Annotated in this window: 23 protein-coding genes; 7 read left to right on the plus strand and 16 right to left on the minus strand. The window is 42.0% G+C overall.

Going from position 1 to position 23,904, the window contains the following annotated elements; translation table 11 throughout:
* Positions 1-8: 8 nt before the first annotated feature.
* Positions 9-1,589 (minus strand): protein translocase subunit SecD, encoded by a 1,581-nt coding sequence (secD, locus tag ACOQOA_RS04120; protein ID WP_420547384.1) that lies wholly within the window; start codon positions 1,587-1,589, stop codon positions 9-11.
* A gap of 114 nt (positions 1,590-1,703) precedes the next feature.
* Complete coding sequence (yajC, locus tag ACOQOA_RS04125) at positions 1,704-2,099, minus strand: preprotein translocase subunit YajC (protein WP_420547385.1); 396 nt, start codon at positions 2,097-2,099, stop codon at positions 1,704-1,706.
* Positions 2,100-2,403: 304 nt separating this feature from the next.
* Between yajC and ACOQOA_RS04130 the strand changes: the two genes are divergently transcribed.
* Positions 2,404-3,261, plus strand: a complete 858-nt coding sequence (locus ACOQOA_RS04130; protein WP_420547386.1) for an ATP-binding protein — start codon at positions 2,404-2,406, stop codon at positions 3,259-3,261.
* Positions 3,262-3,263: 2 nt separating this feature from the next.
* On the opposite strand, the gene ACOQOA_RS04135 is transcribed toward ACOQOA_RS04130, so the two are convergent.
* From ACOQOA_RS04135 to ACOQOA_RS04195, 13 genes are all read right to left on the minus strand, one after another.
* The gene (locus ACOQOA_RS04135; protein WP_420547387.1) at positions 3,264-4,283 is read right to left on the minus strand and encodes a LysM peptidoglycan-binding domain-containing protein; all 1,020 of its coding nucleotides are present in this window, start codon (positions 4,281-4,283) and stop codon (positions 3,264-3,266) included.
* A gap of 52 nt (positions 4,284-4,335) precedes the next feature.
* Positions 4,336-4,980, minus strand: coding sequence for a protein-L-isoaspartate(D-aspartate) O-methyltransferase (locus ACOQOA_RS04140; RefSeq protein WP_420547388.1), 645 nt, complete (start codon positions 4,978-4,980; stop codon positions 4,336-4,338).
* A gap of 5 nt (positions 4,981-4,985) precedes the next feature.
* The gene (gene serS / locus ACOQOA_RS04145; RefSeq protein ID WP_420547389.1) at positions 4,986-6,260 is read right to left on the minus strand and encodes a serine--tRNA ligase; all 1,275 of its coding nucleotides are present in this window, start codon (positions 6,258-6,260) and stop codon (positions 4,986-4,988) included.
* A gap of 300 nt (positions 6,261-6,560) precedes the next feature.
* Positions 6,561-7,469 (minus strand): twin-arginine translocase subunit TatC, encoded by a 909-nt coding sequence (gene tatC, locus ACOQOA_RS04150; protein WP_420547390.1) that lies wholly within the window; start codon positions 7,467-7,469, stop codon positions 6,561-6,563.
* 37 nt (positions 7,470-7,506) lie between these two features.
* Positions 7,507-7,869 carry a Sec-independent protein translocase protein TatB gene (gene tatB, locus ACOQOA_RS04155; RefSeq protein WP_420547391.1) on the minus strand — a complete coding sequence of 121 codons (363 nt, stop codon included), beginning with the start codon at positions 7,867-7,869 and terminating at the stop codon, positions 7,507-7,509.
* Between the two features lie 87 nt (positions 7,870-7,956).
* Entirely contained in the window at positions 7,957-8,193 is a 237-nt protein-coding gene (locus ACOQOA_RS04160) for a twin-arginine translocase TatA/TatE family subunit (protein WP_155155855.1), read from the minus strand.
* A 243-nt stretch (positions 8,194-8,436) separates the two neighbouring features.
* Positions 8,437-9,522 carry an ABC transporter ATP-binding protein gene (locus ACOQOA_RS04165; protein ID WP_420547392.1) on the minus strand — a complete coding sequence of 362 codons (1,086 nt, stop codon included), beginning with the start codon at positions 9,520-9,522 and terminating at the stop codon, positions 8,437-8,439.
* Between the two features lie 49 nt (positions 9,523-9,571).
* On the minus strand, positions 9,572-10,270 hold the full coding sequence (scpB, locus tag ACOQOA_RS04170) for an SMC-Scp complex subunit ScpB (protein ID WP_420547393.1): 699 nt from the start codon (positions 10,268-10,270) through the stop codon (positions 9,572-9,574).
* A gap of 3 nt (positions 10,271-10,273) precedes the next feature.
* A complete protein-coding gene (locus ACOQOA_RS04175; protein WP_420547394.1) occupies positions 10,274-11,158 on the minus strand; it encodes a segregation and condensation protein A in 885 nt (294 codons plus the stop codon).
* 132 nt (positions 11,159-11,290) lie between these two features.
* Positions 11,291-12,307, minus strand: coding sequence for a beta-N-acetylhexosaminidase (gene nagZ / locus ACOQOA_RS04180; protein WP_420547395.1), 1,017 nt, complete (start codon positions 12,305-12,307; stop codon positions 11,291-11,293).
* 94 nt (positions 12,308-12,401) lie between these two features.
* On the minus strand, positions 12,402-13,373 hold the full coding sequence (locus ACOQOA_RS04185) for an SPOR domain-containing protein (RefSeq protein ID WP_420547396.1): 972 nt from the start codon (positions 13,371-13,373) through the stop codon (positions 12,402-12,404).
* Between the two features lie 41 nt (positions 13,374-13,414).
* Positions 13,415-15,166, minus strand: coding sequence for an arginine--tRNA ligase (argS, locus tag ACOQOA_RS04190; RefSeq protein WP_420547397.1), 1,752 nt, complete (start codon positions 15,164-15,166; stop codon positions 13,415-13,417).
* Between the two features lie 45 nt (positions 15,167-15,211).
* Positions 15,212-16,381: a deoxyguanosinetriphosphate triphosphohydrolase gene (locus ACOQOA_RS04195; protein WP_420547398.1), complete on the minus strand. Its 1,170-nt coding sequence runs from the start codon at positions 16,379-16,381 to the stop codon at positions 15,212-15,214.
* Between the two features lie 251 nt (positions 16,382-16,632).
* On the opposite strand from ACOQOA_RS04195, the gene erpA reads away from it, so the two are divergent.
* Together erpA and xth are read left to right on the plus strand one after the other, a co-directional pair.
* Positions 16,633-17,004: an iron-sulfur cluster insertion protein ErpA gene (erpA, locus tag ACOQOA_RS04200; protein ID WP_420547399.1), complete on the plus strand. Its 372-nt coding sequence runs from the start codon at positions 16,633-16,635 to the stop codon at positions 17,002-17,004.
* Between the two features lie 91 nt (positions 17,005-17,095).
* A complete protein-coding gene (xth, locus tag ACOQOA_RS04205) occupies positions 17,096-17,908 on the plus strand; it encodes an exodeoxyribonuclease III (protein WP_420547400.1) in 813 nt (270 codons plus the stop codon).
* An 8-nt stretch (positions 17,909-17,916) separates the two neighbouring features.
* Here xth and ACOQOA_RS04210 read toward each other — a convergent pair whose 3' ends face one another.
* Positions 17,917-20,346, minus strand: a complete 2,430-nt coding sequence (locus ACOQOA_RS04210) for an ATP-binding protein (protein WP_420547401.1) — start codon at positions 20,344-20,346, stop codon at positions 17,917-17,919.
* A 444-nt stretch (positions 20,347-20,790) separates the two neighbouring features.
* On the opposite strand from ACOQOA_RS04210, the gene guaB reads away from it, so the two are divergent.
* From guaB to ACOQOA_RS04230, 4 genes are read left to right on the plus strand one after another with little or no spacing between them, the layout of a single operon-like run.
* Positions 20,791-22,251, plus strand: coding sequence for an IMP dehydrogenase (gene guaB / locus ACOQOA_RS04215; RefSeq protein WP_420547402.1), 1,461 nt, complete (start codon positions 20,791-20,793; stop codon positions 22,249-22,251).
* A gap of 6 nt (positions 22,252-22,257) precedes the next feature.
* Positions 22,258-22,806 (plus strand): GNAT family N-acetyltransferase, encoded by a 549-nt coding sequence (locus ACOQOA_RS04220; protein WP_420547403.1) that lies wholly within the window; start codon positions 22,258-22,260, stop codon positions 22,804-22,806.
* The gene (locus ACOQOA_RS04225; RefSeq protein WP_420547404.1) at positions 22,799-23,347 is read left to right on the plus strand and encodes a GNAT family N-acetyltransferase; all 549 of its coding nucleotides are present in this window, start codon (positions 22,799-22,801) and stop codon (positions 23,345-23,347) included. Before ACOQOA_RS04220 ends, ACOQOA_RS04225 begins: the two co-directional genes overlap by 8 nt.
* A complete protein-coding gene (locus ACOQOA_RS04230; protein WP_420547405.1) occupies positions 23,340-23,888 on the plus strand; it encodes a GNAT family N-acetyltransferase in 549 nt (182 codons plus the stop codon). The genes ACOQOA_RS04225 and ACOQOA_RS04230 overlap by 8 nt, the downstream gene beginning before the upstream one ends.
* Positions 23,889-23,904 lie beyond the last annotated feature (16 nt).

Genomic DNA, 23,904 nt, shown 5'->3' on the forward strand with positions numbered 1-23,904 from the left:
CCCTTTCATTACAATGGCAATGTCTTAGGTTTCTTTTTTGTGTACCAAGTCACAACTAAGAAACGTGTTACCATAATCGCTGTGAACATTGAGGTTAAGATACCTATACTTAATGTTACAGCGAAACCTTTAATCGGGCCTGCACCAAATGCGAATAGAAGAATCGCTGCTATCAATGTTGTTAGGTTAGAATCAACAATTGTTGTCAATGCACGTTTATAACCCGCCTCAATAGCCGCACCGATCTTCTGGCCAGATTTGAACTCTTCGCGAATACGTTCAAAGATCAATACATTGGCATCAACTGCCATACCAATGGTCAATACGATCCCCGCAATACCCGGTAAAGTCAGCGTTGCCTGCAAAGTAGACAAGGCCGCAATGATCAAAGAAATATTGAACACGAGTGCCACATTTGCCAATAAGCCAAACAACCCGTAACTTGCCGCCATATAGATAATCACACCAATCAAACCAATGATTGACGCAATAGTTCCCGCATCAATAGAATCTTGTCCAAGACCAGGCCCGACAGAACGTTCCTCAAGAATAGTTAATGGCGCAGGCAAAGCCCCTGCACGTAACAGCAATGACAGTTCATTGGTTTCTGTAACAGTAAAGTTACCTGTAATAATACCGCTACCACCTGGGATAGGGCTTTGAATTTCCGGAGCAGAGATCACTTTCCCATCTAGAACAATTGCGAATGGGAAACCTACATTTTCCGCAGTAACCTGCGCAAATTTACGACCACCTACAGCATCAAATTGAAAACTCACAGCTGGACGATTAGCCTGATCAAAGGACGGAGACGCATTCGTTAAATGTTCACCGCTTACACGGACACGTTTTTCAACCAAATACATCTGTACAGGATTTCCGTTCTCATCTTCTTCGATAGAAGGTAACAAAACAGATCCTGGAGGAACGCGGCCTGCAATGGCGTCTGATAAAGAATTACGCACATCTACCATTTGGAAGGTCATCTTGGCTGTCTTACCAACCTTTCGTTTAACTTCTTCTGTATCTTCGGCGCCTGGCACCTGAACCAAAATACGATCTTCACCTTGGCGTTGGATCACCGGTTCTTTGGTACCATCTTCATCAATACGGCGGCGAATAACTTCAATGGACTGCGAAACGGCATTATCAACTTCAGCCTTCAAATCTTGCTCGGATAAGCTAAGAGCAAAACTTCCTTCGGAAACCTCATCAATCAATAAACGATTGTCAATCTCACGGATCAATTCGCGAAAACGATCTGATTGTGTTGCATCACGCAATGTTACCATTGCACTGTTATTTCTTACACCCAATCCGCTATAACGCAAACGCTCCTGACGTAATGTTACGCGCATTTCTGCCACAACATTTTCCATGCGTTCTTTCAAAACCTGTTCAGTTTCTACTTTGAATAACAGATGCGCCCCACCTTGAAGATCAAGGCCAAGGTTTACAGTTTTGCCTGGTAACCAGCTTGGAACACCAGCAAATGTGCCTGCAGGCATAAAGTTTGGAACTGCGTAAAGCACACTTAATAGGCATACAATACCAACCAGTGCTTTTTTCCAAAGAGGGAAATTTAACATGCGAATATTTCCGTATTATTTTCGCCAAATCAATGATCAGATCATACTTTAATGCTGACCAGAAAGAAAAACAGGGCAGATATTATATCTACCCTGTTTCAGAATGAAGACAGATTAGTCTTTCTTTTTACCGAACAAGCCGCCCAAGCCGCTCTTTTTCTCTTCGGCTGCTGGTGCAGCATCATTTGCTGGCTCAGTTTTAGAAAGAACGTCCATGATTGTCGCAGAAGCAACTTTCACTTTTACACCTTCTGCAATCTCAACTTGAATTTCGGTATCACTGATAATTTTTGTTACCGTACCGTAAAAACCACCACCTGTGATAATTTTGTCGCCACGACGTACTGCAGATAATTTTTGTTGATGAGCTTTTTGTTTCTTTTGTTGAGGACGAATCAACAAGAAATAGAAAACAACAAAAATCAAAATCAATGGCAAAAAGGCGCCAAACATGTCGCCGCCAGCTGCACCACCCGCTGCCTGTGCGTATGCAGAAGAAATCATACTCATTACTCCAAAGAGATATTATTTATAGCTATTTAATCTGGTAAATCTTCTGTTAATTTCAATCCCAAAACCTGAATGATTGAATCATCAAAAAAAACCAGAACCGCCGGACTATACAACCCCGATACGATTATGCAATCTTTCAAGCAGAAATATCTGTGTAAAAGTGCCGTTTTCTGCCTTATGAGGTCAATTTCCCAGCTTTTTCCAGCAAGGAATGACTTATATCCGACCTCTACCTCTTGTCTTGGAATGTTACCCGTTTTAACTTGCCTGCCAATAAAACAACGCCATCAAGGAAAGAATCATGGGTGTATCAAAACTTTTACCGACCTTAACACGCATCGCTGAGGCTTTGGATCGTCTGGCCCCTACAGCTGTAAAAGTTTCTGATCTAAAAGAGACAGATGCATATGTTTGGCATGCGGACCCAATGGGGCTTGAACCAGTTGAGCGAGTGAATCGAGTAGATTTTGATCTTCTATGCGGTATTCACTCACAAAAAGAACAGCTTTTGGAAAATACCAAACGTTTCGCAAATGGATTACCTGCTAATAATGCCTTACTATGGGGAGCCAAAGGTACTGGAAAAAGTTCAATTGTGAAGGCAGTTCATGATCGCATCAACACAGAAATGCCGGGCAGCCTCAAACTTGTAGAAATCCATCGTGAAGATATCCCTACTCTGCCCAGCTTACTTTCAATTCTTAAAAAATCCAAAAAACAATGCATCCTATTCTGCGATGACCTTTCTTTTGATGCCCAAGACGATGCCTATAAATCCCTGAAGGCTGTGTTAGAGGGAGGTATTGAAGGTCGGCCAGATAACGTTATTTTTTATGCAACCTCCAATCGACGTCATTTAATGGCACGTGACATGATTGAAAATGAACGTTCAACAGCAATCAATCCTTCCGAAGCTATTGAGGAAAACGTCTCTTTATCAGATCGCTTTGGATTATGGTTAGGCTTCCACAATTGTAATCAAGATACATATTTCGAAATGATCCGTGGGTATGTTGAAGCATATAATTTAGGCGTCAATGAAGAAGAGTGGAAACCCAAGGCCATTGAATGGACAGTCACCCGCGGTGCGCGTTCAGGCCGTGTTGCATGGCAATTCGTTCAGGATTTAGCAGGATCCTTAGGTAAACATTTACGGTAACGCTAACTTAAAAACTTCATTGGATTTAAAGTTTTACGACCTTTACGAATTTGAAAATGTAATTGAGGACGGTCAACGCTACCGGTACTTCCAACTTTTGCGATGACTTGACCTCGACGCACTTTATCACCACGTTTCACCAGCATATCGCCAGTATGGGCATAAGCACTAATATAACCATCAGCATGCTTCACAAGAATAAGGTTGCCGAACCCTCCTTGCTGGTTTCCTGTATAGGCGACAACGCCGTTTTCAGCAGCTTTTACGGAAGTTCCCCGAGGCGCAGCAATATTAATCCCATCATTAAACAGACCTTTCGCTTTCGGTCCATAACTTGATATCACCCGGCCGCGAACCGGCATTAAGAACTTAGAGCTAGATCTTGGTGTCGGCTGGGAAATTTGATTATGGCTAGCAGTACGTGTTGTAATGCGAGGTTCGGACGGTTTGGCTGTCGGTCTAGGCCACCCACCGGATGTTTGTGTAACTTTAGCAGCAGGCGTTTCAGGAACAATCACAGCCGATTTAGGTTGATCTGTCTTAACTTCAGCCTGCTTAGGTATACCACTTCTTGGAATAGCTAAACGTTGTCCCACATAAATTGTATAGGGTTCAGCTAAATTGTTCGCCCTTACAATACTTGAAGCAGAGACATTCTGGCTTTTGGCAATTTTCCAAACGGAATCACCTTTTTTAACAACGTAAAATCCGCCTGCAGGAATAATTAATTTCTGTCCATTTGATAGCTTATAAGGCGGACGTAAATTATTACGCTTTACGATTGTCTGGATGTCCACCCCATAAGCGCGAGATATTGAATAGAGTGTCTCACCTTTTGTTACTGTATGGGTGCCATATTGTGGTGCCTGTGATGATCCACCAGAACTACCGGTTCCTCTATCACCGCCATAGATAGTAATATCGCGTCCAGGATCAGCTGCACAGGCTGTTAAAAACAACCCTACAAGCAGAATAAGACCACGAATCTGGCATTTCTGAAAAAATGTGCGATCAACCATCATAACAATATTTTACGCTAACCTGTTATTTCTACAAGTTAATTAAAATTTAGAACTAGCCGCCAGTAGGCAACCCTCCGACCAGAGGTACAAAACGAACAGGTCCCATGTCTTCCACATCAATACCTGATTCGGTTTTAGTGACTTTCAATAAATCTTGATGATCTTCAACGGCTCCGATTGGCACAATCATAATCCCACCTACAGTTAGCTGATCAATTAAGACTGGTGGAATATCTTCCGCCGCCGCCGTTACCATAATTCGTTCAAACGGTGCTTGTTCTGGCCATCCACGCCCGCCATCTCCACGCATCGTAGTAATGTTATACGCCCGAAGAGATTGAAATCTCTTTTCTGCCTGTTGCATCAATAACCTATGTCGTTCGATCGTAAACAAACGACGACAAAGTTTAGATAAGATATACGCCTGATAACCGGATCCTGTCCCGATTTCCAGAACCTTATGGCGGCTATGAACTTCTAAGGCTTCCGTCATCTTAGCAACGACTAGTGGTTGACTGATTGTTTGGCCACGATCAATTGGCAAAGCGGAATTTTCATAAGCATGATTTTTAAAGGTCTCAGGAATGAACAATTCCCGAGGTGTTTCCGCAATCGCAGAAAGTACGGTTTCGTCAATGATACCGCCTTCCCGCAATGCTTCAATGAGTTTTGACTTTTCTGCCCTAAAGTCTGTCATTCGTCTTACTTGATAACCGTTAATCCACCCATATATGGGATAAGTGCATCTGGTACAGTAATTGAACCATCTTCATTTTGATAATTTTCAAGTACTGCGATTAATGTACGACCAACAGCCAAACCAGATCCATTCAATGTGTGAACAAATTGTGTCCCCTTTTCACCATTTGGACGGAAACGCGCCGCCATACGACGTGCTTGGAAATCGCCACAGTTGGAACAACTGGAAATTTCGCGATATTTGTCCTGCCCTGGCAACCAAACTTCAATATCGTAAGTTTTACGTGCGCCAAAGCCCATATCACCAACACAAAGAATAACTGTACGGTATGGTAAATTAAGACGTTTGAGAACCTCTTCCGCACATCCAGTCATACGTTCCAATTCTTCTTCAGACTTATCTGGATGAACAACTGAAACCATCTCAACTTTTGAGAATTGGTGTTGACGAATCATGCCACGCGTATCACGCCCTGCTGCGCCTGCTTCCGAACGAAAACATTGTGTCCAGGCAGTCATACGCTTTGGCAAATCATCTTCAGCCAAAATCTCGCCAGCCACCGTATTAGTCAAAGTGACCTCGGCTGTCGGGATCATATAGAAACCTTCTTCAGTTCGGAATAAATCCTCTGAGAATTTAGGCAACTGACCGGTGCCATAAAGTGCATCTTCACGTACTAAAACAGGCGTGATTGTTTCCTGAAGACCATGTTCATCGGCATGGAGATCAAGCATAAAGGTTGCTAAAGCACGTTCTAGGCGCGCTAGAGGACCTTTTAAATGTACAAAACGCGCACCAGATTGTTTTGCGGCACCCTCGAAATCCATATAGCCAAGATCTTCACCAAGATCAAAATGCTGTTTTGGTTCAAAATCAAAGCCGCGTGGTGTTCCCCATTGACGCACTTCCACATTGTCATCTTCATCCACACCAGGAGGCACATCGTCAAATGGCATATTTGGCAAAGTTTCCAAAACAGACTTTAGCTTAGCAGCGGCTTCACGTTCTGCATCTTCAGCTTTCGCCAAATCATCTTTTAAGGCTGTAACTTCTGCTTTTAATGCTTCGGCTTTATCCTTGTCACCCGCTTTCATCGCATCACCAATCTCCTTGGATGCGGAATTACGGCGTGCTTGCATTTCCTGCATTGAAGTTTGATGCGAACGACGGGTTTCATCCATGTCTAAAATTGATTGCGACTGCGCCTCGAGGCTGCGTGCAGCCATTGCTTTGTCAAAAGCTTCGGGGTTCTCGCGAATAAATTTTAAGTCATGCATGATAGAATTCCTTTATTCTTTACATGTATTAGAAGGTTTTCGCCTGATTATAGCGAATCAAACCATGTTAGAAACGTCTTGGTTATAGGCAAGCACCGCCTTTGAGACAACCTTCAATCCCCACATAAATCACGTTTTTCCGAAAGTGATGCAAAGGCGCATCAGCACAATATTGTTCATATACAGTGTAGACACTCTGTTTGGTATTTTATCTGCCAATAATCTCACACTCTCTCATACAAAAAAAGCGTAGCAAAAATGCTACGCTCTTATCTGTTTTTTGAAACTAAGCCTTCTATTTTATGGCCCCTCAGCCTCATCATGGGCTTTTATACGGGCTTCACGATCCAGAATTTCTTCAGGTTGTTCCCATTCTGGCCCGGTTTCTTCCGGAGTGCTTTCCTGTAAATCCTCATCATCGTCATCATCATCAAGACCAAGTTCTTTTTCCCGCTCCGCCTTTTGCTTGTATACAAGCACAGCAGATAAAATAGAAATCTCGTATAAAATGATAATTGGAATGGCCAAACCAATTTGGCTTAATGGATCAGGTGGTGTCAAAACCGCAGCAGCGACAAATGCCAATAGAATAGCATAACGACGTTTTTTGCGAAGGCCATCGGGTGTCGCTAAACCGATACGTGCTAACAACGTAAGCACGACTGGCAGTTCAAAACTAAAACCAAAAGCAAAAATCAAACGCATTACCAGCGAAAGATACTCGTTTGCCTTAGGTTCCAATTGAATATTCAACTCTCCAGCCTTACTAAGCTGTTCAAAACTAACGAAAAATTCCCATGCGGCAGGCAAAACAACGTAATAAACAAAAGCTGATCCCATCAAGAAGAGGATCGGCGTAGCGATCAAAAACGGTAAAAAGGCTGCTTTTTCATGCTTATAAAGGCCGGGTGCCATAAACATCCACACCTGCCCGGCAATAATTGGGAAAGAGACAAAGAAGCCTGCAAAAAAGGCAATTTTGATATCTACAAAGAACTTTTCATGCAATGCAGTATAAATGACACGACGACCTTCTTGCTGTACCCAAATCTGATTCAATGGTTCCAACAAAAAATTAAATATGTAGCCTGAGAAAGGGAACATCACGAAGAAGGATAACAGAAGAAAAACAACTGAAATCATCAGACGTTTTCTAAGTTCAGTTAAATGTTCTACCAATGGGGCTTTATCGCCTAAAGTATCGCTCATAATTTTTTCTTTTTCGCAATATTCAGTGTCAAGTTATCTATGAAGTTTTAGCTTTTGAGGGTTCTGTTTTAGCCGCTTCTTCGGTATCCGCCTGCGCTTTACGCACATCTTGTTCCATATCTTTCATAGCTTTGTTGACGCTACCATCTGGATCCATCAGCTTTTCCATTTTTGCAGACACAGTTTCACTTTGTGCTTGCTCAACCTGTTTTTTGATATCTGCTAGATCAGCTTCACGGGCAATGTCTTCCATACTACTTTGAAAATCACCAGCCATCATACGTACTTTACGAATCAATCCCATGACTGTTCGCATCACACGTGGTAATTCTTTCGGGCCCACAACAATAATTGTTAAAACCCCAATAACCATCATTTCAGGCCAACCGATATCAAACATAATAAATGCTTTCCAAGATCTTCTTCAACGCAGAATCATATAAATCCAAATGACAAAGGCCCAATAAATTGGGCCTTAATCAAACTGTTAACCTTGTGCAGATTTATCTTTGGATTCTGTTGTATCAGCCGCTTCGCTTTTTTCAGAAATTTGTTTTGCGTCATCGCTATCAGAAGAAGCTGTCTCTTCCTTGATGTTCTTCTTGAAAGATTTCAAACCTTTACCGAAATCACCCATAATACCGGAAATTTTGCCTTTTCCGCCGAAAAGAACAAGTACAACAACAAGAACAATAACCCAGTGCCAAATACTAAACGCACCCATATTTAAAAACCTCCAAGAAGGATTTTCGAAAAGAGATATTCGAAAAATCTAAACTTAATTTCTTACAATACAAAAGGTCGAAACCTTCTTTCTCCCTACTTGCAGGGATCATTACAGAAGCGACCGGACCTCGCAATGCCTGATATAGTAAAAAGAGGAAAAATTTCAATTTTTTTAGAGGAACGCACTCAATCAAGGTTGGATTTAACCTGACTCGATCTCAGATAGATCAAAATAGCAGAATTAGGTCACTGTTTTTGGATAAACGAAAACCTGACTTTGATTGATTTCCATCTTTTGAATGCTACCTTCTTCTGGCAGGTATTCCCCGGCCACACGTGCATGTAAATGGATATCGTTACCTGTCGTAGTACAAGTACATAAATGAATCAAACTCGCACGACCTAATAATCTCGACGCTAATACTTTCGCATATCCAATCCCTACACTATCCGGATCAGCAGGTATTAGATTGATCGCTTCAGGTCTAATGATAACTTCGGCGGTGCCTGTTTCCATTGGCAAATCTACTTTAAAGTTACCTAGAGCAGTATGAACTTCATTATCGTAGATATCACACATTAAGCGGTTCACATCGCCAAAGAATTCAGCAACGAACGAATTTACAGGTTGATTATAGAGTTCTGATGGTGTGCCCATCTGAACAATTTCACCCTGATACATAACAGCAATACGATCCGCCATATACATGGCCTCTTCTGCATCATGTGTCACCATCAAAGCTGCGGCGCCAGCATTTTTTAAAACATGTAACGTACGATCCCTTACCTGATCACGCAAACGCGCATCAAGACCGGAAAATGGCTCATCCAACAATATCAATTCAGGTTTACGGGCCATAGCACGTGCAAGAGCCACGCGTTGTTGTTGCCCGCCAGACAACATATGAGGATAAGAATTGACATAATCTGCCATTCCAACTTGTTCTAGGCTCTCAGAGACTCTTTGTTCTTGTTCAGGTTTCGATAGCTTATCAATACCAAAAGCAACATTTTTCCCAACAGTTAAATGTGGAAATAAGGCGTAATCTTGAAACACCAAACCTACATTACGTTCTTCAGGCGGTTTACAATTTTGTGCGTCTGCAACCAGCTTACCACCAACAAAAACGGTACCATCAACGGGTTGTTCAAGGCCCGCTGCTAAACGTAAAGCAGTTGTTTTACCACATCCGCTTGGTCCAAGAAGGCATACAACTTCGCCAGCTTCTATAGTTAAAGAAACATCACGTACTGCAGTCACATTACCATAAGAATGACGTAAGTTTTTAAAACTCAACGCGAGCTTGTCGGAATTTAGATTTGTCATAGGTATTTTATATTGCGAAGCATTTGCAGATACAAGTCACGATTAAAATTTAATCTTCAATGGCGATATCTTCTTCTAACTCAACAGCTTCATAATCATCTTCAAGTTCAAAGAGTTCATCTTGAAGATCTTGAAAATCTTCTTCCTCGTCCTCAGAACCATCAAAAGCAGCTTCACTTTGTTGCATCGCAATTGTGCCTAGTCCCGGTCGTGATTCTAACAATCCAGATGCGCGTAACTCTTCCATTCCAGGTAAATCACGTACCGTTTCCAAACCAAAGTGATCCAGGAAATTACCTGTTGTTCCCCAAGTTACTGGCCGTCCGGGCGTTTGACGCCGTCCTTTTGGCTTAATCCAATTGGCCTCAAGCAGAATATCCATTGTCCCCTTGGACAAGGCGACGCCGCGAATATCTTCAATTTCTGCGCGGGTAACGGGCTGATGATAGGCAATAATAGATAATGTCTCAATCGCTGCACGACTTAACTTTTTCTCAACTTCACGATTGATGCTCATATAGCTGGAAAGATCATCCGCGGTTCGAAATGCCCATGCGCTTTCATTTTTTGAAATCTCAATGCGACGCAATTGTACACCACGATTGGCATACATAGATTGTAACTCTTGTAACAATCCATTCAAATCCGCATCAGATGGCATACGTTCCGCAAGTTGTTTCTCGCGAATTGGTTCTTGCGCAGCGAAAAGTAATGCCTCTAGCAGGCGAATTTGTTCAAAACGATCCAAAGATTAGTCCACTTCCAAATCCGCTAACAACGAATCAACTCGTGCCAGATTTTCTTCTTCAATATCATCAACTTCCGGCTCAGGCGCATCTGGATTTGATCGAAAGAAAATCGGTGCAAAAATACCGTTTTGACGAATTTCCAACAACCCTTCCCTCGCTAATTCAAGAGATGCGGCAAATGTTGCAGCTGTCGCTGAACGTACGACAAGTGTATCCTTCAAGTCGTCTGGCAAAAATGTTTCAAGGCTGGACCAATTCGGTACGCGCCTACCACCCAGCATATCCCGAAGACGCTCAATCGCATCATCCATAGAATACAGTTCTGTCGGCATAATACGAAGCGTGCTCGCCGTCATTTTATCGCGAATACTGCCATAGGCTTTTAGAAGGTCATAAAGGGAAAGATCAAATGTGGATGTGTTTTCCACCTTAATCGCTTCGGGATCGCCGCGACGATAGAAATCTTGGCCAATTTGCGGAATTGCCATCAATTCTTTCGACGCTTTTTGCATAGCTTCTAAACGACGCAATTGAAATGCAAGACGCGCAGCTAAATCTTCAGGACTCTCTTCATCTTCATCCGATGGCTGTTCAGGTAAAAGGAGACGCGATTTTAAATAAGCAAGCCAAGCGGCCATCACTAAATAATCAGCGGCAATTTCTAGGCGTAACTGGCGTACGCGTGAAATGAACTCTAAATATTGATCAGCTAAAGCAACAATAGAAATCTTCGCAAGATCAACCTTTTGATCCCTCGCCAAGCTGAGCAAAAGATCAATCGGGCCTTCATAACCATCCAAAGCAAGGAAAAGTAAATCCGCAGGCGAACGACCAGCAGGCGCATCATCTTCCTCAAATTCAGAATTAAAGTCTTCTTGTAGATCCATCTTCTACCTAATTACGGCTTATTATCTAAACCACGCCAAAATCCATAAAATACAGTTAACTGCAAACGCAGTTTAATATATTTATCAAAATATGGCTAGTTAAAAATACATATCTACAAGATATAGTGATAACTACAACAATAACTCTCTAAGTTTCTCGCTAGCTGTTTCCTCTTCGTAACGAGTTAACAGCTTAAATCCATCCCCGAGACGCGATTTGGCGCTTTCCCAACGAGACCAGGACAAACTATCCATTACGTTCAATGACTTAGAGATATCTTTCATTTCTGACATATCCCCATTGCAGTGAAGAATCAGATCGCAACCAGCATCCAGACAAAACCTTGTTTTTTCAGTAAAATCACCACTTAGCGCCTTCATGGATAGATCATCCGTCATAATTAAACCATCAAAGCCTATTTCTTTGCGAATCACGTCTTCAATAAAAGTGGATGACATAGTCGCACAATTGTCCTTATCAAAAACGGGATACAAGATATGCGCCGTCATCGCCATAGGTGCATCTTTAACTGATATAAATGGTTTGAAATCTATATCACGTAAAGATTGGGCTGAAGCTTCAACAACAGGCAATTCAAGGTGACTATCTGCATAGGCTCTTCCATGGCCAGGAATATGCTTAATGATTGAATATACACCGTTTTTCATGAATTGATCAGATGCAATTTTACCTAATAGACCTACGATTTCCGGATCGGTAGAAAAGGATCGATCTCCAATAATATCATGTGCATCCTTAAATCTTATATCTAAACATGGTGCACAGGTTACATTGATACCCGCAGTCAGAAGTTGACTTGATTGCAAGTCACATTGCAATTTAAGTGCCTCTATTGCAGTCTCTTTATCTCTCTCATAAAGGTTACCAAAAGGCTCCATCGGAAAGCTATCAACCCAATGTGGCGGTCTTAGGCGACGTACGCGACCTCCCTCTTGGTCAATAAGAATTGGCGCATCCGGATCCTTCACAATATCACGTAAAGAATCGCATAACGCTTTGACCTGTTCAGGCGTATCCACGTTTCGCGCAAAAAGGATAAAACCGAATGGTTGCATATCTTTAAAGAAAGAAATCTCTTCAGTCGTTAAAGTTAAACCTTCACATCCAAAAATTGCAGCGTTACGCATTCTCTATTCCCTGAACTTGAATCAAATATGGCTACAACATCACATCGTAGCCATACCGAAATTAATTGATTCGACGGAAACTAAAAGATCGAAATCACTTCCCAGGCGCCACAGCAATGCAATCCGTACCACGTTTTTTAAGGTCACCACATAAGCCTTTCGCATCTTTCTGAGATGCAAGCGGCCCTAGCCTCAAACGAAAGTAATCTTTTTCATTCACTTTTACTTGTTGGACTTCCAATGCCAGTTTGCCAAGTAAATCACCATTCTTTTTTTGCTGACGTGCATATTCTTCTTGTGCCTTACGATGAGACGACATCGCGCCTAACTGAATACGCCAATCCTTTGCTTTATTAATGACAGCAGTCGCAGCAGTTTGGAGAGGCTCGGCTTTAGGTTTAGGAGCCTCCTCAACCTTAGGTGCCACCGGCTTCGTTTCAGGTGCGGAAACAGTTACTTCCGGCTTTTTCGGTGTCTCAACTTTTGATGTCTGAACAACAGCCTTAGGAACCTCTGTGGCTTTTGTAACCGCCTCTTCTTCCGCATCCGGATTAATCAACAGCGGCTCGCTGTTTTTTTCCTTGGGTTTAATAGGTGCAGTAATACTTGGGATAGGAGGTGTATCACTTTCCACCGCCTCAACAATAGGTTTCGCTGCAGGAGGCTTGATCGGTTGTTCGGGTGGTGGCAACAAACGTTCCACCTGTGAATCATCCACCTCAGGTTCCATCTGATTATAAACTAGCTTATCTTGATGAGGGACTTTCAAACCACCTGGATCGTCCGGCAATACCTTTGCGGCATGTTCAGGTGTCAGCAAAGGTACATCTCCCGCATTAGTAGAAGACACACCTGTTGAATAAGCGTAACCAACAATGCCTGCGAAAGCTAATAGCGCAACACCAGCAATAGAAATTGGAAGAATACGCAACGTCTCTTTTGTATGTGTAATTGGCTCCCCTGCTTCCAAACCACGCGCACGTAATTCTTTATCAAGGTCATCCATTTTACCCAGATCTTTAAGTTCTGAAAACTCTTCTTCAAGATCGCGCATGTCTGCTGGCATGCCTTACCCTCTTACAAAATAAATAATCAATATCGATTAGGTTAATGTAGTTCGCGAACTGGTTCCACCCCGAAGATATCTAAACCAGCGGCAATTGTTGAACGTACTGCTTCTAGAAGCGCTAAATTTGCCATTGTTTGCTCTCTATTATCAGGCGCAACAAAACGTAGATGTGTGTTTTCTTTCCCTTTTGCCCATAAACCATGGAAAGCTGCGGCCACATCCATCATGTAAAATGCAACGCGATGCGGCTCATGTGCTTCTGCAGCAGCTTCAATCAAACGCGGCATACTTGCTAGAAGTTTCACCACTTCTTCAATTGCTGGATCATTTAACAATGTTAAATCAGCTTTGGATAGCGCTTCTTTCGAAAGATCAATGCCATTAAAGGCCTCTGCAGCTTGGCGGAAAACAGAACAACAACGTGCATGCGCATATTGTACATACCAAACCGGATTATCACGGGATTGCTCTTTCACAGCTGATAAATCGAAATCTAAAGGTGCATCATTCTTACGAGTAAGCAGGAAGAAACGTACAACGTCCTTACCAACCTCATCTACCAAATCACGCAAAGTTACAAATGTACCTGCACGTTTGGACATTTTGATCGGCTCACCTTTGTCCATCAATTTAACCAGCTGACAAAGTTTGATATCTAATTCCGCTTTACCTTCAGTTACCGCAGATGTTGCCGCCAACATACGTTTCACATATCCACCATGATCCGCGCCAAAAATATCAATCTGCTGTGTAAAACCACGTTGATATTTATCTAGATGATTTGCGATATCATTTGCAAAATAAGTCCAACTGCCATCAGATTTCTTCAATGGACGATCGACATCATCTCCATGATCTGTGGCTTTAAACAATGTTTGTGGGCGTGGCTCCCAGTCATCAGGTTTCTTGCCTTTTGGCGGCTCTAGCACGCCTGTGTATAAATAGCCATTTGCATCTAAACTATCATAGACATCCTGTACACGATTAGCATCCACCAAAGCACGCTCGGATGTAAAGACATCTTGGTTAATACCAAGCTCTTTTAAATCTTCCTTCACGCCATCCATCATCATGGAAACTGCAGTTGAACGACAGATCGGCAACCATTCTGATTCATCCATAGACATCAATGCTTCACCATGCTCATCTTTAAGAGCTTGACCAACAGCTTTTAGATAATCTCCAGGATACAACCCTTCAGGAATTTCAATAGTTTCACCATGCGCTTCTTTATAACGCAGATACGAAGAGCGGCCCAACACATCAACTTGAGCACCAGCATCATTCACATAATATTCTTTAGTCACATCATAACCGGCAAATAAAAGAAGTTCCGCTAGAATATCACCAAATACAGCCCCCCGTGCATGACCAATATGTAAAGGTCCGGTAGGGTTTGCAGAAACATATTCAACGTTTACCTTTTCACTTTTCCCCATATCAGAACGGGCAAAGTCAGATCCTTTTTCAAGGATAGCAGCAACAACTTTTTGCCAGATTGAATGATCCAAGCGCAGGTTAATAAAACCTGGCCCTGCAATCTCAGCAGAAGAAACCAAAGGTAAATCCTGCAACTTAGTAACTAACATCTCGGCAATATCGCGTGGTTTCATTTTTGCAGGCTTGGCCAATAACATTGCTGCATTGGTCGCCATATCACCATGACTTGCATCGCGTGGTGGTTCAATTGTAATGCGATCAGTCGCTGCATCTGCTGGCAAAGCGCCATCCGCTTTCAATTGATCCAGAATGTTTTCCAATTCATTGCGAATTTCTTTAAAGATATTCATCGTCTTACCTAGTCATCTAAGGGGAAATCCCCTCTTCCATAAAATTTATGCCGCTTCAAAAAGCCTTTGGTGCAATTTCAACGCAAAGCGATCTGTCATGCCAGCGATATAATCTGCAATAATTCGCGCGTTTTCTTGTGCTAATAAGCCAGAACACTGGTCCTTCCATTCTTCAGGAAGCAAATCAGGCTTTTCCATATAGTAATTAAAAAGCTCTGTCATTTGTTGGGATGCTCTCACCCGTTCCTGATTTACAGAAGGTGCACGATACATTGCCTTAAACATAAAGGTCTTTAGGGCGCGCTCCTTTTGACGCATTTCGTCGGAGAAGGCAACCATTGGACGTCTCAAATGGCGTAATTCTTTTGCATTTTTTGGTTTATCTTCTTCAAGTCGTCGATTTGTTTCAGCTAAAACATCTTCAACCATCTCACCAATTAAAGAGCGTACAACTTCCGCACGCGCCAAATGATCTGGCGCATCAGGATATTCACGATACACATTGTTAAAGGCTTCACGCACATGATCAACTTCTGCGCAAACATCCTTAATACTAAACAAGCTTGCCCGTAAACCATCATCCATATCGTGATGATTATAAGCCACATCATCTGCGATCGCAGCAATCTGTGCCTCAATCCCACTATGCGTATCAAGTTCAAGATCATGTCGTTGATTGTAACTTGCAAGAGTCTTTGGGAGTTGATTGACTGTCTTATTACCATCTAGTAGCGGGCCATTGTGTTTCACAACGCCTTCCAGCGTTTCCCAAGTCAGATTCAAACCTTTATAATCCATATATTTACTTTCAAGCAGGATTAGCACACGCAATGCTTGATCGTTATGATCAAACCCTTCATACGGTTCCATCAAGTCATGCAAAGTATCTTCGCCAGAATGACCAAATGGTGTATGCCCAAGATCATGTGCTAACGAAATCGCCTCGGTTAAATCTTCATCCACATTTAATGCTCTGGCGATAGCGCGTGCAATTTGCGCAACTTCCAACGAATGCGTCAAACGAGTCCTGAAGTGATCGCCTTCTGGTGATATAAACACTTGTGTCTTATGCATTAATCGACGAAAAGCAGCCGAATGTACAATGCGATCTCTATCACGCTGAAATGGGCTGCGCATTGAAGATTCATTTTCCGGGTGTAATCGCCCGCGTGTTTCTTGCCATTTCGTCGCATAGGGCGCTAATTCAAAATTCATGGATATCTCTTTATCTCTTATGAATCCTAGTAAAATCTACAAATTGATGGGTAAAGAAGGTTCGTATATATGGCAAGCTCAAGTTGCGACTTTTTCTTAAAATCTTTCCTTTTTGATGCCATTAAGGAAATTCTGTTATCTATTAAGCAATATCCTTAATCAGGGAATTGACTTTAAGTTAGGAATTCCTAGATAATAGAGATGATGTCAAAAGAGCTGAAAACAGCCGACAAACTGATGGAGTTTTTGAAATGTCTGATGCAGATCCATTTGCATTACCTACAAGTGACGTTGACCGCGTGCTGACAATCTCAGATTCAGCAGTAAAACGCATCACTAAACTACGTGATATGGAAGGTGATGATCAACTTATGTTACGCATCACAGTGTCTGGTGGCGGTTGTTCTGGTTTCCAATATGCATTTGACTTTGACAAAGATACCAAAGCTCAAGACATGCTTTTTGAAAAAAATGGGGTGACAGTTGTAACCGATGAAACATCTATGGATCTTTTAGCGGGTTCCGAAGTGGATTTTGTTGACGACTTGATGGGGGCCTATTTCCAGATCAATAACCCGAATGCAACAGCAAGCTGTGGATGCGGCACATCATTTTCAGTTTAAGATCTGTTAATTACAAATCTGTTCTGGTTAAAAACCGAATCCTAAACCATTATCCTAATTCAAACCTCTTTTGATTTCGGGAGCTTTCTCCATGCGCATCGCAACTTTTAACGTCAACTCAGTAAGAGCACGTATTGCTAACATTCTGGAATGGCTAGATGAAGCTCAACCAGATGTAGTTTTATTACAAGAAATCAAAACGATAAACGACGATTTTCCTGAATTTGACTTTCAGGCTAAAGGTTACCATTGCGCTATCCACGGTCAAAAAAGCTACAACGGCGTTGCCATTCTTTCCAAACATCCTATAGAAGATATACTGATAGGATTGCCTGGTGAAGATGGCCGGACCAGCGACAAATGGCAAGAGGGTGATGAAAATCAGGCACGCTATATAGAAGCGACTATCCAAGGTATACGTGTTGCTTCAATCTATCTTCCAAATGGTAATCCGGTTGATACAGTCAAATACCCGTTCAAGCTTCGCTGGATGGATCGCCTTTACGCTCACATCAAAGATAATTTATTACCCTTGGAAATGCCGATAGCTTTAGGTGGCGATTATAATATTTGTCCAGATGATCGTGATGTTTACGACCCACCGCGTTGGGCAAATGATGCGCTATGTAAACCCGAAAGTCGCGCAAAATTCCGCGCGTTAATTAATCTGGGCCTAACCGAAGCATGGCGCAGTTTACATCCACATGCTGAACAACAATATAGTTATTGGGATTATGTAAAGGGTCGCTATCAAAAAGATGAAGGCTTACGTATTGATCACTTCCTTCTATCTCCACAAGCGACAGATATTTTAGAAGCATGTGAAATTGACAAAACACCACGCGCTAAAGAAAAAGCGTCAGATCACACACCGGTTATTCTGACACTTAAAGACATTGCATAAAATCGATATCAGCCTGTCAATTTTTTGTAGAGAGCTTGCTTACTGTCAAGGTTAACTGGTGCAAGTTCTTCAACAAAATCGACAGGATTTTCTCCCTGCCCGGCAGCAATACTAATCAAACTACCGACGCGCGCCAGACGACTTAATGCACTATTTGCGGCCAGACCTTTCAAGGCATGAGCTTCCTTCTTTAAGGCATCCAAATTTTCAGCTTGAGAGAGCTCTTTAATATTAGCCGCATATTTATCTAACTCATCTGGCACTTCAACCATTAGATTAACCAACGTATCTTCACCGATAGCTTGGCTGGTTTCATTCCACTGCACCTCATCTAACAACGGCAGTCCCATTGCATCTTGGATTTCCCGAATGATTGCTTCTGCCTTTTGTTCATCTTCATCGAGGTTTTTCCCAGAAATTTCTTCGCGATGAGCAACTTCAGCAATAATTTTTTCTGCAGTAATACCGCCTTCACCACATAATTTGGCCATCACAGAAAGTAATGCTTGTGGATTAACTGGTTTACCAATGAACCCATCAAATCCCTCTTCGGTATATCTTTCTATATCTTTATCAAGCGTATTAGCTGTTACTGCGACAACTGGAATTTTCCCTTTCGCCCCTTCAATCGTTCGAATGAGACGATGTGCAGTAAGTCCATCCATTTCTGGCATTTGAATATCCATCAATACGATATCAAAAAGATCATTCCTTACCGCATGAACAGCTTCCTTGCCATTCGCTGTTGCGAAAACTTTATGTCCAGCTTGTTCAAGAATCTTCAATAAAAGCATCTGATTGACCGGATTATCCTCTGCGACAAGAACATTTAGCTTTCTGTTCATAGAAGCTTCTGATGCTTTTTCCACAACAACATCATCTGTCTTATTATCAGCCTGAACATTGCTTAGATCCAACGGCAGTATAACTGTAAAAGTAGACCCTTTACCTTTTTCGCTTTGAACAGAAATCTTGCCGTCCATCATTTCAACCAGAGAAGATACCAAAGCAAGACCAGTTCCCATACCGGCAAAACGGCGAGTTAAATCCCCCTCAACCTGCATAAAATGATCAAACAATTTATCCTGATCTTCTTGGGAAATACCAATGCCAGTATCTTCCACTGTCATTGTTAATGACCATCCGCGTTCAGGTATATTATTCATGGAGACCGTTACTGCGATTTTACCATCTTGCGTAAACTTGATAGCATTTGAAATCAGTGCAAAAAGAACTTGTTTAATACGGCGCAGATCACCTTTGAACCAATTTTCCTCAGAAAAATCATTTCTAACGATAAGCTCGCTTTTTGAAATAGATAGACTCTCTGCGAAGTTTCGACGTAAGCCAGTCGTAATATTTGTAAGCTGAAAAGGGGCTTTTTTAAGTTCTAAAGTCTTCTTTTCAAGCTGTGCCATATCCAACAAATCACCAATCAGAACCAACAGAGCATCACCAGAATTCACAATTAGATCTGTGTATTCTTTTTGGCTTTTATCCAAGTTAGTGGACTTTAATAACTCAGCCATGCCAAGTACAGCATTCAAAGGTGTACGAAGCTCATGCGTCACATTAGCTAAAAAATTGGATTTCGCTTCAGAGGCAGCCTCTGCAAGGTCGCGAGCTTCCAATAATTCATGCGTTTGCTCATTAACCTTACTTTCCAAATTTGATCGTAAATCTAATAGTTCCACACTATGCAAACGAATACGTTCTAGTGAACGTGCTAATTGCCCAATTTCATTTTGTTCGGATTGATAAGGAATCACCAATTCCTTCACATGACCCGCACTGCGATTACTACCAATATAACGTAAATAACCAGCCATTTGCTCCAACGGGCCAGTCAGCTTATGAACAAAGGCCCAAAATACGGCCATTAGAACGATCATAATTACTGAATAAGAAATAATTGTATTCCATATGGCAGCTGATAGATATTCATCTGCCTGTGTTAATGCAATCTCCATAGTTAAATCAGCTAAATGGGTTTTCTTTACCTGACCGTTCTCATCATTTTCTTCCCAATAAAGTTTTTCGGTAAGAACTTGATAGGAATCCGCATTAATCACTGCTGCGGAGCGAACATTTTCACGAATAACGTTTAAACCATCATTGCCGACCAAGATGATACGCTTCACATCTCTCAACTCAATTGCTGAATCTATCGCACGTTCAACGCTTTGATTATTCAAATACCATAAAGGTGTCGTGATTGTTTCCGACAATGTATTTAAAGCTAGTTCAGCACGTTCCAATAGAAAAGTACGACGGGTTTCATACCCTTCAGAGATGCGAAGATAAGCAGTACCATTAAAGCCTGCGAGTAAGATCACAAACACAAAGAGCAACAAACGCCATTTCAAACCCAAACGGGTCCGACGAGGCATATCACGTTCATCACTATATTCTTTTACGTCACTACTATCGATGGACACAGGTTGCTCCAGTTTAAACTATATGAATCTCGTCACCCCCATAGCCTGATTCATTTTTTGGCTCAGCCTTTTCTATTAATAAACTGACTTTAAACAGAAAACTACCGTTTTTTAAATTTTTCTCGTGAAGCGTCATAAAAACGAAAATTAAAAATGTGAGATTTACAGAACATGCTCGAAAAGCGGCCTTTTCAATTTTCGCGTTTATCGACAAAGGTTCTTTTCAGGATTCGTAAAATAAAAACACTCCCTAAACTTACTTTCGCGCCCTACCTGCACCCAAAAAATCTACAAAAGCTCTTTTTTATGCATTTTATGCAGCCACACCTCCATCAAACACCGTTTTAACATCGATAAATACAGTCAATATTTTTTAAACTTGAAAAATGATCCAATTTAAGTATATTCAGAAAAAATCAACTTCTTCTACAAGGAAATATCGGTATGACTATTCGTGAAGCGCTCACCTTCGACGACGTTTTGTTGCAACCAGCTCATTCAGAAGTTCTACCTCATCAGGTAAACACAGCAACACGATTTACGCGTGAAGTGAATCTAAATATCCCGATGGTTTCTGCAGCAATGGATACTGTTACCGAAGGTCGTCTTGCGATCGCAATGGCACAACAAGGTGGTATCGGTGTTGTTCACAAAAATCTGGATATTGAACAACAAGCCGAAGAAGTTCGTAAAGTTAAACGTTTTGAATCTGGTATGGTCGTAAACCCAATTACTATTACGCCGGAACGCACATTAGGTGATGCGTTAGATGTTATGCGTTTTCATAATATCTCCGGTATTCCTGTTGTTTCAAAACGAAAAAAACACTTAGTTGGTATTTTAACAAACCGTGATGTTCGTTTTGCAGATGACATGAATACACCTGTCAAAGAACTGATGACACGTAAAGGACTAGTTACAGTCAAAGAAGGCGTTGATCACGAAGAAGCAAAACGTCTTTTGCACTCGCACCGTATTGAAAAACTATTAGTCGTTGATGACCAACGCCATTGCGTTGGGTTAATCACAGTCAAGGATATGGAAAAATCCCAAAATTACCCCCATGCCTGTAAAGATGATCAAGGACGTCTTCGTGTTGCTGCTGCCACAGGAACTGGCACTTCTGGTATTGAACGATCTGAAGCATTAATTGATGCAGGTGTGGATGTGGTGATTGTGGATACTGCCCATGGTCATTCCCAAGGGGTTATCGATCAGGTAGCTGCGGTTAAAAAGCTTTCAAATTCTGTACAAGTTATTGCAGGTAACATTGCGACACCTGCGGCGGCACAAGCGTTGATTGATGCTGGCGCGGACGCCGTCAAAATCGGTATTGGACCTGGTTCTATCTGCACAACACGTATTGTTGCTGGTGTTGGAGTTCCGCAATTAACAGCTGTCATGGAATGTGCTGAAGTATGTCATAAACATGGTGTACCTGCGATTGCGGATGGTGGCATTAAGTTTTCAGGTGATATCGCAAAGGCGATTGCAGCAGGGGCAGACTGCGTGATGGTAGGCTCTCTTCTTGCTGGAACAGAAGAAGCACCGGGTGAAACATTCTTGTATCAAGGTCGTTCCTATAAATCCTATCGTGGTATGGGCTCTGCTGGCGCAATGGCACGTGGATCAGCAGATCGTTACTTTCAGGAATCTGTGAATGAAAGCAATAAATTTGTACCAGAAGGCGTAGAAGGACGTGTACCTTATAAAGGCCCTGTTGGTGGTGTTATTCATCAATTGAATGGAGGCTTAAAAGCCGCTATGGGTTATACAGGCAATGCAACTATTGCCGACATGCAAAAGAAATGTGAATTCCGTAAAATCACCTCTGCAGGCCTACGTGAATCACATGTACATGACATCACAGTAACAAAGGAAGCACCTAACTACCAAGGTCGCTAAGGAGATATGACAAATCGCCGCCTAGAAACAGAACGATTGATCCTCAGACCTATTGAAGAGGCTGATATCGACCTTGCCCTGGAAATGAATACTGATCCAGAGGTAACAAAGCATCTGGGCGGCCCTTTGTCTGTTGAAGAGAATCAGAAGCGCATGAATAAGTGGCTTAATCTTCAAAAGGAAGGCCCACATTTTGGTATCTGGCTTATGGTTCGCAAAGAGGATAACCGCAAATTAGGTACAATTGGCATGTTTAAAATGCCCGTTGACGAAGAAGAAACGACCTTCACCGATTATATAGAAATCGGATATCGTTCTATCCCAGAAGCATGGGGTAAAGGCTATATGACGGAAGGTGCCAAAGAAGTTATCCGCTATATCTTTACGCAAACAGAACTGGAAGAGATAGCCGGTTGCGCAGATCACGAAAATTTCGCATCTCAAACTGTGCTACAAAAAATTGGCTTGGAACCAAAAGGAACCTTTTATTGCTATAGCGATGATCTTCCCTTCTTCTTGGCACAAAAAGATAAATGGTTAGCAGCATATGACTAAACCGATCCTAATAACTGACCGCCTTATCTTACAGCCTCTAGAACATAATGATCTCGACTTGATCATTTCGCTCTTCACCGACGAAGAAATCATGAAATATGCAGGTGGCGCCGTTAATGCGGAAAGTTGTGAAAAAGAATTGCCGGATTATGCTGGTCTTGGGCATAAAGTCGCCCATCAAGGTGTTTGGACCATAGGGTTAAGAGAAACAGGTGAGAAATTTGGCACTTTCTCGCTCTTCCCGATGCCAAAGGATAAAGAAGAAACAATCCCGACCGGACATACCGAAATTGGGTATTTTATTTTGAAAGACTATTGGGGAAAAGGATATGTCACCGAAGCCGCTATACACATGATCAAATTTGCATTTACCGAGACGGATTTGGAACAACTTACTGCATGTGTTGATGACGAGAATACCGCCTCACGCAATATTTTACAAAAGGTTGGCATGATTGAAGATGGTACAATTGAAGCGTATGGAACCACCCTGCCTTTCTTCACATTGAATAAACAAGATTGGCTTACGAAGAATGGCTGAAGTTATTGAAACAGACCGCCTTATCCTGCGACCAATTGATGAAGATGATAAGGAATTCATCTTTTCAATGAATGAAAATGCACAAATGATGGAGACCTTGCCAGAAATCCCTTTCACCAGTGCTGAGCTACGAAAAAGAGAGGATTGGCTATTTCAAAGCGAAGGTAAAATCCACGGTGGTGCTTGGATCATGCTGACAAAAGAAGACAATGCACCAATCGGCAGTATCATCTTTTGTAAAATGCCACTTAGCGAATATGGCATTGCCCCTGTCACCTATACCGATCATGTTGAAATCGGATATCGTTGCCTCCCGGAAACATGGGGGAAAGGCTATACAACCGAAGCAGGTAAAGCTGTTATTTCCTACGTTTTTGAGAACAATATTCTCAATCAAGTTACGGCCTGTACGGATGACGATAATCTGGCGTCTCAAGCGGTTTTAAAGAAGATCGGATTAAAACCAGCAGGACGCACAGATTGCTATGGTGGAAATTTCCCGTTTTTCGCAATTTCCAAGGAGGATTGGCTTGCCTCTTAAGGCGTTTTCTCTTAAA

This window comes from Curvivirga sp. (genome assembly GCF_965219885.1).
Classification (GTDB): Bacteria; Pseudomonadota; Alphaproteobacteria; order UBA8366; family Aestuariispiraceae; genus Curvivirga.

What these genes read in the sequence shown, in the direction of transcription:
- ACOQOA_RS04230 (WP_420547405.1), top strand. Translation starts at nt 23,340, where the DNA reads ATGGCTGAAGTTATTGAAACAGACCGCCTTATCCTGCGACCAATTGAT.
- ACOQOA_RS04225 (WP_420547404.1), top strand. Translation starts at nt 22,799, where the DNA reads ATGACTAAACCGATCCTAATAACTGACCGCCTTATCTTACAGCCTCTA.
- argS (WP_420547397.1), bottom strand. Translation starts at nt 15,166, where the DNA reads ATGAATATCTTTAAAGAAATTCGCAATGAATTGGAAAACATTCTGGAT.
- ACOQOA_RS04135 (WP_420547387.1), bottom strand. Translation starts at nt 4,283, where the DNA reads ATGATGGTTGATCGCACATTTTTTCAGAAATGCCAGATTCGTGGTCTT.
- secD (WP_420547384.1), bottom strand. Translation starts at nt 1,589, where the DNA reads ATGTTAAATTTCCCTCTTTGGAAAAAAGCACTGGTTGGTATTGTATGC.
- ACOQOA_RS04195 (WP_420547398.1), bottom strand. Translation starts at nt 16,381, where the DNA reads ATGAATTTTGAATTAGCGCCCTATGCGACGAAATGGCAAGAAACACGC.
- ACOQOA_RS04185 (WP_420547396.1), bottom strand. Translation starts at nt 13,373, where the DNA reads ATGCCAGCAGACATGCGCGATCTTGAAGAAGAGTTTTCAGAACTTAAA.
- xth (WP_420547400.1), top strand. Translation starts at nt 17,096, where the DNA reads ATGCGCATCGCAACTTTTAACGTCAACTCAGTAAGAGCACGTATTGCT.
- ACOQOA_RS04140 (WP_420547388.1), bottom strand. Translation starts at nt 4,980, where the DNA reads ATGACAGACTTTAGGGCAGAAAAGTCAAAACTCATTGAAGCATTGCGG.
- ACOQOA_RS04130 (WP_420547386.1), top strand. Translation starts at nt 2,404, where the DNA reads ATGGGTGTATCAAAACTTTTACCGACCTTAACACGCATCGCTGAGGCT.
- ACOQOA_RS04220 (WP_420547403.1), top strand. Translation starts at nt 22,258, where the DNA reads ATGACAAATCGCCGCCTAGAAACAGAACGATTGATCCTCAGACCTATT.
- nagZ (WP_420547395.1), bottom strand. Translation starts at nt 12,307, where the DNA reads ATGCGTAACGCTGCAATTTTTGGATGTGAAGGTTTAACTTTAACGACT.
- ACOQOA_RS04165 (WP_420547392.1), bottom strand. Translation starts at nt 9,522, where the DNA reads ATGACAAATCTAAATTCCGACAAGCTCGCGTTGAGTTTTAAAAACTTA.
- ACOQOA_RS04175 (WP_420547394.1), bottom strand. Translation starts at nt 11,158, where the DNA reads ATGGATCTACAAGAAGACTTTAATTCTGAATTTGAGGAAGATGATGCG.
- tatC (WP_420547390.1), bottom strand. Translation starts at nt 7,469, where the DNA reads ATGAGCGATACTTTAGGCGATAAAGCCCCATTGGTAGAACATTTAACT.
- tatB (WP_420547391.1), bottom strand. Translation starts at nt 7,869, where the DNA reads ATGTTTGATATCGGTTGGCCTGAAATGATGGTTATTGGGGTTTTAACA.
- guaB (WP_420547402.1), top strand. Translation starts at nt 20,791, where the DNA reads ATGACTATTCGTGAAGCGCTCACCTTCGACGACGTTTTGTTGCAACCA.
- erpA (WP_420547399.1), top strand. Translation starts at nt 16,633, where the DNA reads ATGTCTGATGCAGATCCATTTGCATTACCTACAAGTGACGTTGACCGC.
- yajC (WP_420547385.1), bottom strand. Translation starts at nt 2,099, where the DNA reads ATGAGTATGATTTCTTCTGCATACGCACAGGCAGCGGGTGGTGCAGCT.
- serS (WP_420547389.1), bottom strand. Translation starts at nt 6,260, where the DNA reads ATGCATGACTTAAAATTTATTCGCGAGAACCCCGAAGCTTTTGACAAA.
- ACOQOA_RS04160 (WP_155155855.1), bottom strand. Translation starts at nt 8,193, where the DNA reads ATGGGTGCGTTTAGTATTTGGCACTGGGTTATTGTTCTTGTTGTTGTA.